10 protein-coding genes and 1 pseudogene are annotated in these 8690 nt (G+C 41.5%); 10 read left to right on the top strand and 1 reads right to left on the bottom strand.

Annotated elements, in window-relative coordinates; all coding sequences use genetic code 11:
* Positions 1–122: 122 nt before the first annotated feature.
* The 10 genes and pseudogenes from fliW to ACKPQ4_RS07215 all read left to right on the top strand — a co-directional run.
* Entirely contained in the window at positions 123–578 is a 456-nt protein-coding gene (gene fliW / locus ACKPQ4_RS07260; RefSeq protein ID WP_407680522.1) for a flagellar assembly protein FliW, read from the top strand.
* A 19-nt stretch (positions 579–597) separates the two neighbouring features.
* Complete coding sequence (gene csrA, locus ACKPQ4_RS07255; RefSeq protein WP_407680521.1) at positions 598–912, top strand: carbon storage regulator CsrA; 315 nt, start codon at positions 598–600, stop codon at positions 910–912.
* A 127-nt stretch (positions 913–1039) separates the two neighbouring features.
* Positions 1040–2284, top strand: coding sequence for a DUF1015 domain-containing protein (locus tag ACKPQ4_RS07250; RefSeq protein WP_407680520.1), 1245 nt, complete (start codon positions 1040–1042; stop codon positions 2282–2284).
* Between the two features lie 71 nt (positions 2285–2355).
* Positions 2356–3462, top strand: a complete 1107-nt coding sequence (locus ACKPQ4_RS07245) for an MGDG synthase family glycosyltransferase (protein WP_407680519.1) — start codon at positions 2356–2358, stop codon at positions 3460–3462.
* Positions 3459–4145: a hypothetical protein gene (locus ACKPQ4_RS07240; RefSeq protein WP_407680518.1), complete on the top strand. Its 687-nt coding sequence runs from the start codon at positions 3459–3461 to the stop codon at positions 4143–4145. The genes ACKPQ4_RS07245 and ACKPQ4_RS07240 overlap by 4 nt, the downstream gene beginning before the upstream one ends.
* Positions 4142–5362 (top strand): aminotransferase class III-fold pyridoxal phosphate-dependent enzyme, encoded by a 1221-nt coding sequence (locus ACKPQ4_RS07235; protein ID WP_407680517.1) that lies wholly within the window; start codon positions 4142–4144, stop codon positions 5360–5362. Before ACKPQ4_RS07240 ends, ACKPQ4_RS07235 begins: the two co-directional genes overlap by 4 nt.
* A 97-nt stretch (positions 5363–5459) precedes the next feature.
* On the top strand, positions 5460–6446 hold the full coding sequence (pseB, locus tag ACKPQ4_RS07230; protein WP_407680516.1) for a UDP-N-acetylglucosamine 4,6-dehydratase (inverting): 987 nt from the start codon (positions 5460–5462) through the stop codon (positions 6444–6446).
* Positions 6447–6457: 11 nt separating this feature from the next.
* A complete protein-coding gene (locus tag ACKPQ4_RS07225; protein ID WP_407680515.1) occupies positions 6458–6634 on the top strand; it encodes a hypothetical protein in 177 nt (58 codons plus the stop codon).
* An 11-nt stretch (positions 6635–6645) separates the two neighbouring features.
* Complete coding sequence (gene pseI / locus ACKPQ4_RS07220) at positions 6646–7677, top strand: pseudaminic acid synthase (RefSeq protein WP_407680514.1); 1032 nt, start codon at positions 6646–6648, stop codon at positions 7675–7677.
* Between the two features lie 255 nt (positions 7678–7932).
* A pseudogene (locus tag ACKPQ4_RS07215) lies at positions 7933–8067 on the top strand (sigma factor-like helix-turn-helix DNA-binding protein); the annotation flags it as partial.
* A gap of 23 nt (positions 8068–8090) precedes the next feature.
* Here ACKPQ4_RS07215 and ACKPQ4_RS07210 read toward each other — a convergent pair.
* A partial coding sequence (locus ACKPQ4_RS07210) for a thiamine pyrophosphate-dependent enzyme (protein WP_407680513.1) occupies positions 8091–8690 on the bottom strand: 600 nt, incomplete at its 5' end.

Here is an 8690-nt window from a genome sequence, read left to right as displayed (position 1 = left end):
TCTGAGGCGATTATGCAACTAACCCGAGTTTCAACCGCTTACCAAGCGGCAATGCAGGTTGGTGCTCAATTACTTAATACTTCATTGCTTAATTACCTGTAATTTGTTAATAACTTTTCTCAATGAAACTAAATATAGGAGAAGAACTTAAGACAGAAGGGGTTGAAAGTTCTCAAAAAAGTCACCAACTTATCTTGCCGCAAGGTTTGTTTGGTTTCTCCGAAATTAGGTCAATGGAGTTATTTTACGATCATGAAGAATTGCCTTTCATGTGGTTGAGGGAAGAAGAGAAGAATGGTTTGGCATTTATCGTCGTTGAACCAGGTGGAATTATTCCGGATTATGCGGTTGAGATTTCAGATGCTGATGTGGAAATCTTGGGCATTACTGGTAGTGACGACACCATGATATTAAATATTGTGACCCTTCCTTCTGAACAATCTTCGAAAATTTCTGTAAATTTGGTGGGACCCGTAATCGTTAACCGAAATTCCCTTAAAGCGAAGCAGTGTATCATCAACAACCATGATAAGTACTCTGCTCGTTTCCTCTTGGATTTATCAGACGGTGGCAGCTAAATTTTTTAGCTGAAGGGTCATGCTTATACTTTCCCGTAAAGTCGATCAAGGTATTCAAATAGGTGATGAGATAGAGATATCTGTTACCAAAATTGAAGGAGATTCAGTAAAAATTGGTATCAGCGCACCTCGTTCAATCTCAATTCTTCGCAGAGAAATACTGGAAGACATGCAATCATCCAATCAAGCTGCAGTCATGGGTTCAGTTCCCCAAGCTGGTGCTCTCAAAAGCACTCTTGCAGCAGGTTCTGCATTGAAGTTAATCCAACAAATGCGTGCTAAAAAAGCAGCTAAAAAACAACAGTCCGAATCTTCTTCTAACACACCGAGCTAAACCCTTTGGTCTGAGCCAACCACTGACCCTATGATTACCTTTAACCCTTTCCGTGCTATTCGAACAGTCCGAATCTTCTTCTAACACACCGAGCTAAACCCTTTGGTCTGAGCCAACCACTGACCTTATGATTACCTTTAACCCTTTCCGTGCTATTCGACCTCGCCAAGAGCATGCACAAGATGTTGCATCTAGACCCTATGATGTTCTTGATTCAAAAGAAGCTAAGGACGAGGCGGAAGGAATTCCCAATTCTTTTCTTCGGGTTATTAAACCGGAGATCGACCTTCCTGATAATGTTAGTCCATATTCTGATGAAGTTTACCAACAGGGTAAGAAGACTTTTTTAGATATGCAGGATAAAGGTGTCTTGATTAAAGAATCATCACCAAGTTTTTATGTTTACCGACTAACCATGGATGGTAGATCACAAACGGGTTTAGTTGGATGTTGTCATTTTGAGGAATATTTCGAGGGGAAGATCAAAAAACACGAACTTACCCGTACCGCCAAGGAAAACGATCGAGTGAAGCATGTTGAAACCCTTGAGGCTAATGCTGAACCAGTCTTTTTCTCTTACCGGGGACAACAACAGATTGATTCAATTGTTGAACGAATTACACAGGGAGAAAGAACCTATGATTTTATTGCAGAAGATGGAATTCGTCATGAATTGTGGACATGCTCAGATACCCAAACTAATGTGGATATATCCTCAGCCTTTCAACGTGTAGATGCACTGTATGTTGCAGACGGACATCATCGTACAGCCGCTGCAGCCCGTGTTGGACAAAATCTTAAAGAAAAAAACCCAGCTCATACAGGAGATGAGGAATATAATTTTTTCATGGCGGTATTATTTCCTGACGATCAACTCAAAATTTTTGATTACAATCGAGTGGTTAAAGATTTAAATGGTTTAACGAGTGATGCTTTTCTTGAACTTCTAGCTAATGACTTCGATCTTCAAAAGGACGAGTTTTCAGCAATCAAACCCTCCAGTATGAGGGAGTTTGCGATGTATTTATCTGGTCAGTGGTACCGGCTTAGCCCCAAAGAAAGCATTCGTTCTCAAAATCCGGTTCAGGACCTTGATGTTACATTGTTGTCCGACAAAATATTACAGCCAATTCTCGATATTGGAGACCTAAGAAAAAGCGAAAGAATTGACTTTGTCGGAGGTATACGTGGACTTAATGAACTATCTCGTAGAGTAGACTCTGGTGATATGGCTGTAGCCTTTGCATTGTATCCAGTCAGTATGGATCAACTGCTAGCTATTGCAGATGCCGGAGAAATTATGCCTCCCAAGACGACTTGGTTTGAACCAAAGTTAAGAAGCGGTCTGTTCGTCCATTCCATCAAAAGATAATGGTTCTATCCAATGCCTTAAGGGGTATTTGGATGTTTGTTGTTCTCCCCATCAGTTATTAAGTAAGTGGGATGAAACTCTTAGTTTTAAGTGCATCAACTGGGGGCGGTCACAATATGCGTGCCTATGCGTTGCAAGATTGGTGGTGTGAAAAAGGTGGTGACTGTCAGGTTTATCAACCATTAGAGAATACCTTTTGGGGATACAAATCAGGGTGTCAGCTTTATAATTTCATTCAGAAGAAAATGCCTTTTCTTCATTATGGTTATTTTAATTTTCTTGAGCTTGCATCGTTACATAGAAACCCAGGTATAATTCTTGGCTCCCAAAAGTTTATAAAAAAAATCAAAGAATTTTCTCCCGATATTATCGTTTCCGTTCATGCACATTTGAACCATGGATACTTCAAACTTTCTCAGACCATTGACAGTAAAATTATACCCTATGTTGTTTATTGCGGCGAATTGGCAGACGGTAATGGTTTTTCGAGGCATTGGGTGAACCCCGATATAGACTTATTTGCCAGCCCTTACCAGGAAGGTTGTATTGCCGCCGAGAAAAGAGGGATGCCATCTTCAAAGTGCCTGGTTGCCGGTCCTCTGCTAAGAAAACCATTCTATATCCAAGATCGATCTTTTGATCGATTAAATATCCTGAGTAAATACGGGTTACAGCCTAACTTGCCTGTATATCTTTTAGGAACAGGAGCAAATGGGGTAAATCACCACCCTGCAATTATTAAGAGATTAATGAAGGCCCAAAAAAAATGTCAAGTTATCGCTTTGTGTGGATCTAATGATAAGACATTGTTGGAACTTAGGAAGATTCCACCCTCTGATTATTTGGATGTCGTAGCACTTTCACAAGTAGGAGCAACTGAAATGGTAAGTCTCCTACGCGCTGTCGACCTTATGGTCGCTAGACCTGGTGCAGGATTAACCACGGAAGCAATTGTAACAGGATGCCCGATGATCTTTGATTTGACGGGTGGTGGCATGCCCCAAGAAAACAATAATTTAAATTTCTGGAAATCCAAAACAAGTCCAATACTCTCTTTCTATTCCATTTCCAAACTAATCAATATTCTGGAAGAAAATCAACCGATTCCGCGGGTAGAAATTCCCTTAGAAGAATCCCCAAACTTATTTTTGGATGCTTTGATTAAATTAGTTGAATGAATGACCTAATTACATCCAAAACATTACCGCTTTGGGCAGCGGCACGTTCAATTTATGGTTGTGGTGTGGAATGCCTTTCAGCAAAAAACTCTCAAAGCTTAGTTCCCCGTATTCTGCCATCAGGAGAATTCTCCTTTGGCACATCCTTAATTTTTAGTCCAAAATCTTTTGTTAAAGTAATTGAGGGCGGGTTTGCTTTACCTAAAATCAGGTATTTCCTGACCGCACCAACTGGTACATTTCGTTCGGTTATAAATTTGGCAAGGGTGGGGAAGGCTTATCGATCAGCTTCTCAAATTAAAGAGATTCATGGAATGTTGAATGGTTCGCTCGAAGCAATCTGTTGCTATTTAAATCACCATCTTGTTGCCAAAAAGGCTTTTGACGACGAAAGTTCGCGTACCTTAACTTTTGAAATTAAAGGGATGCAAAGAAAATGGCTTATTAAAATGGATGGTTCCAACGGTTGGCAGGTCGGTGCCTGTTCTTCTCTTGACCGTGCTTCAGCTTGTTTGGCTTTTAATGATATAGAGGTTGCTAAAAATGCGGCGTTAGGAGCTTTAGATTCATGGCTGAGCCTTACAAACGCTGAAATTATACTCTCAGGAAGAATTCCATTACTTGATAAATTTGGATATGTCTCAAGGATTGCACAAAATGAAGTACCTCGCCCCGGAAGATGAAAAGAATTAAGTCAGACCTACTATTTCAAAATGCCAATCGAGTCATTCCTACGGGAATTTATGGGCATATGGCTCCAGGAGCTGGACTACCGCTTGACTTTCCACATTTTTGTTCATCAGGCAAGGGTGCTCGATTCACCGATGTGGATGGTAATGAATGGATGGATTTTATGTGCGGTTTTGGTGCAGTCCTTCACGGATACCGGCATGAAGCGATAGAGCAGGCTGTTCAAAAACAACGGGAGCTTGGATCTGTTTTTAATCAGCCACACTTTCTGATGGTGGAATTAGCGGAAAAGTTAGTCGAACTTATCGATTTTGCAGACTGGGCGGTGTTCGCAAAGAATGGATCGGACCTGACCACTTGGGCAATTCGTGTGGCAAGGGAAAAGACAGGAAGAGAATACATTATTAAAGCAAAAGGAGCTTATCATGGAGTGGATGCATGGTGCGACCCTGGCATGGGTGGGCGTATTTCTTCGGATCGTGAATTTGTTTTAGAATTCGAATGGAATAATCTTCACCAGCTGGAATCGTTACTGGTTAATCATTCGAACCAAGTAGCTGCAGTCATTTTAACACCTTATCATCATGCATCCTTTGGACCTTCTGAACTTCCATCTGTGGGTTTTTGGAAGAATGTAGAAATGTTGTGCAAACAACATGATGCCGCTTTGGTTTTAGATGATGTTCGCTGTGGTTGGCGGCTGGATGATTCAGGTTCTCACAACTATTTTGGTTTCTGTCCTGACCTAGCTATATATTCGAAAGCACTAGGAAATGGCTACGCAATCTCAGCATGTGTCGGTAAAGATAAATTTCGGACAAGTGCTGCTGATGTCTTTCTTACTGGAAGTTGTTGGAATGATGCATATGCATTTTCCGCTGCTCTTGCTTCTCTTCAGATCAGCAGAGAAAACCTGGTAGCAAAATCTGTTCTTGAAAAAGGAAAATACTTTTGTTCAAAACTTGAAGAAGTCGGGCAGGAATACGGTATTAAATTAAAAATGACCGGCGTGCCATCGATGCCTTACCCTTGGATTGAGGGAGATGAAGACCTGTACCAAATTCAAGGGCTCTGTAAGTTTGCAGCTGCTGAAGGACTCTACTTCCATCCTCACCATAATTGGTTTATAAGTAATGCCCTCAGCTACGAAGATTTGGATCAGGCTCTATTCATTGCTAAAAAAGCCCTTGGGAAGTTCGTTGAACAGTAATTAAGATTTATCCTCTTCATTCTAGAGATAAATTAAATCTCATTGTATTTGCTGAGTGTTTATCACATGATGTGGGTAGATATTTATTAGGTATAGAATGTTAAACGATACTTCAATTTTAGTTACAGGAGGGACTGGATCCTTTGGAAAAGAATTTATACGGACGGTTCTTAGGACTTATCGACCACGCCGTGTTATCGTTTACTCTCGTGACGAGTGGAAACAGTCTGAAATGCAATCAGATCCTGATTTCCAGGACAGTTCAGTACGGTTTTTCCTTGGTGATGTCAGGGACAAAGAGCGACTTAGATTAGCTATGCGGGAAGTGGATTATGTGATCCATGCTGCTGCTTTAAAGCAAGTGCCCGCAGCGGAATACAATCCAAATGAGTTTATTAAAACCAATGTCAACGGCGCAACCAATATAGTCGAAGCGGCAATTTCTTCCAATGTTAAGAGAGTCGTTGCACTTAGTACTGACAAAGCAGTCAATCCTGTGAATCTATACGGTGCGACAAAACTATGTTCTGATAAAGTGTTCATTGCTGCTAACAGTTATGCTGGGGCAGGGGGAACCACTTTTTCGGTTGTTCGATATGGCAATGTTGTGGGCAGTCGAGGTAGTGTGATTCCACTTTTTCAAAAACAGCGAGAATCTGGAAAAATCACTATTACAAATTCCGAAATGACCCGTTTTCTGATTACTCTCAAAGAGGGGGTAGATTTCGTTTTAAAAAGCTTGGACTCGATGGTTGGTGGAGAATTGTTTGTTCCTAAAATCCCTGCTTGTACGGTTGGGAATTTGGCAAATGTTTTGGCTCCCAATGCCCAAAAGGATGTAATTGGACTAAGGCCGGGTGAGAAAATGCATGAAATATTAATTCCCCTAGATGAAGCCAGAAATGTACTCGAATTTGAAGATTATTTTATTATCAAACCAGTTCAGGCATTTTGGGGTAATAAGATTGGGATTTTGGGAGGAGTAAGTTGCTCGGAAGGTTTCCAATATGCAAGCAATGTAAATTGTGAGTCATTAAGTGAAGATCAACTTGCCCATTTGCTCGAGGACTTTCTCCCGACCTAATTTCAGAAAAGTTGGAGATTCTTTCCCGCATCTTAGATGATAAATCAGCTCCCTTTGTGGTGGCTGAGTTGTCTGGCAATCATGGAGGAGGCTTAGCGGAAGGTTTCCAATATGCAAGCAATATAAATTGTGAGTCATTAAGTGAAGATCAACTTACCCATTTGCTCCAGGACTTTCTCCCGACCTAATTTCAGAAAAGTTGGAGATTCTTTCCCGCATCTTAGATGATAAATTAGCTCCCTTTGTGGTGGCTGAGTTGTCTGGCAATCATGGAGGAGGCTTAGATAAAGCTTTAAAGCTAGTCTCTGCGGCCAAGGAAGCTGGAGCGGATGCAATCAAGTTACAAACTTATCGACCCGACACGATTACCGTTAGAGGCACTGATAGTAGATTTAAACTAAAAACTGGGTTATGGAAGGGTAAGCTTCTGCACGACCTCTACGAGCAGGCGATGACGCCTTGGGAGTGGCACCCCTTAATTGCCAAAGAAGCTAGGAATCAAGGTATGATTTGCTTTAGTTCCCCATTTGATGAATCGGCGGTTGATTTTCTTGAGGAATCGATGCAGCCAGCTCTTTATAAAGTAGCTTCTTTTGAAATGAATCATTTTCCTCTTCTTGAGCGTATTGGTAAAACGGAAAAACCTGTACTTGCAAGTGTTGGTGTTTCAGAAAGCCAGGAAATTTTCAATGCATTGAAGGTTTTAAAAGGTGCGGGGTGTCCCGAAGTAATTTTACTTCATTGTGTAAGTGAATACCCTGCTAAACCAAGCGATTTTTGCTTACACAGGATGCCTTTATTGGAAAGCGATTATAAGGTTAAGTTTGGACTGTCCGACCATTCGCTTGGACATTTAGTTGCCGTCGCCGCTACCGCTTTGGGTGCCCGAGTAATTGAAAAACATTTGTGCTTGGATCGTGATGAATCTTCGATTGATGGTGCCTTTTCCATGCTTCCTCAGGAATTTGCAGAATTGGTCAGTGCTGTTCGGCTTACCCATGAGGCAATGTCTGGTTCACAATGTCCTCAGGAATCTGCCAAATTTAAACGTTCCATCCTCGTTTCAAATCCTATTCAGCAAGGCGATCGGTTGACCCCAGAAAATGTAAGGGTTGCCCGGCCAGGTGATGGAATGTGCCCGAGTCGATGGAATGATATTTTGGGGCAATGTGCATCTATTGACATGAACATTGGTCATCCGCTTAGCGACCAGGATATCGCAAAACCTTAATGTTTCCTTCTTAAGGGATTGGGTTCACCTGCTAACTTTGCAATTTAGCACAATGGGTGCTATTTTAAAGCGTGTTTGTTTCCTTCTTAAGGGATCTGGTTCACCTGCTAACTTTGCAATTTAGCACAATGGGTGCTATTTTAAGGTGTGTCAGAAAAAAATTCAATGGTGATGGATTCTGGTTTGCCAAGCTTTGAAGGCACTCCTGAAGAGAGGTTAAGATCAGCTTGTATCTGGGTTGCCGAGAATTCACCAGGCAGGCAATTAACTTTGGAAGAAATCGGAATAGTAATGGGAGTCACCCGTGAAAGAGTCCGCCAAATTGAGGCCCAAGCCCTTCGCAAATTACGACACCCTTCTCGAATTCGTTTACTTCGAGAAACTGGTTAGTGTTTTAGAGAAGATTTAACTCTTTAATCAATCAGCATTTCTTTTGCTGATTTACCCTGGGGAATCATTGGAAGAACATGTTCGGTAAAGGGGACAATAACTTCAAGTAAATAGGGTTCATCCGCATCTAACATTTCACGCATTGCATCCTGTAAGTCCTCACGTTTACTCACTCTTCTTGCTTTTACTCCAAATCCCTCACATATTTTTATGTAGTCTGGATAAATAGCATCTAAGTTCTCGGGTCCACCAATATTTTCCGGATCACACAAGATTGTGTGCCCACGAACAGACTCGTAAAAACGATCCTCCCATTGAACAACCATGCCCAAATGTTGATTATTTAAAAGCAAGCATTTGGCATTAATTTTTTCAATTTTGGCAGTGGCAAGTTCCTGTACATTCATGAGGAAAGACCCATCCCCATCGATATCAATGACTTCCTTGTCTGGTCGAGCAACTTTTGCTCCTATGGCAGCTGGGTATCCAAATCCCATGGTACCGAGACCAAGAGACGATATGTAAGTTCTGGGCTCCTTAAACCTGTAATATTGAGCAGCCCACATTTGATGCTGCCCTACACCGGTTGTGATGATCGCATCTCCCTTTGATTCCTTATACAA

The organism is Candidatus Chordibacter forsetii (genome assembly GCF_964187505.1).
In the GTDB taxonomy this organism is placed as follows: domain Bacteria; phylum Verrucomicrobiota; class Verrucomicrobiia; order Opitutales; family Seribacteraceae; genus Chordibacter; species Chordibacter forsetii.
The sequence above is the reverse complement of the archived record's forward strand: the minus strand, read 5'-3'. Positions and strand labels throughout refer to the sequence as shown.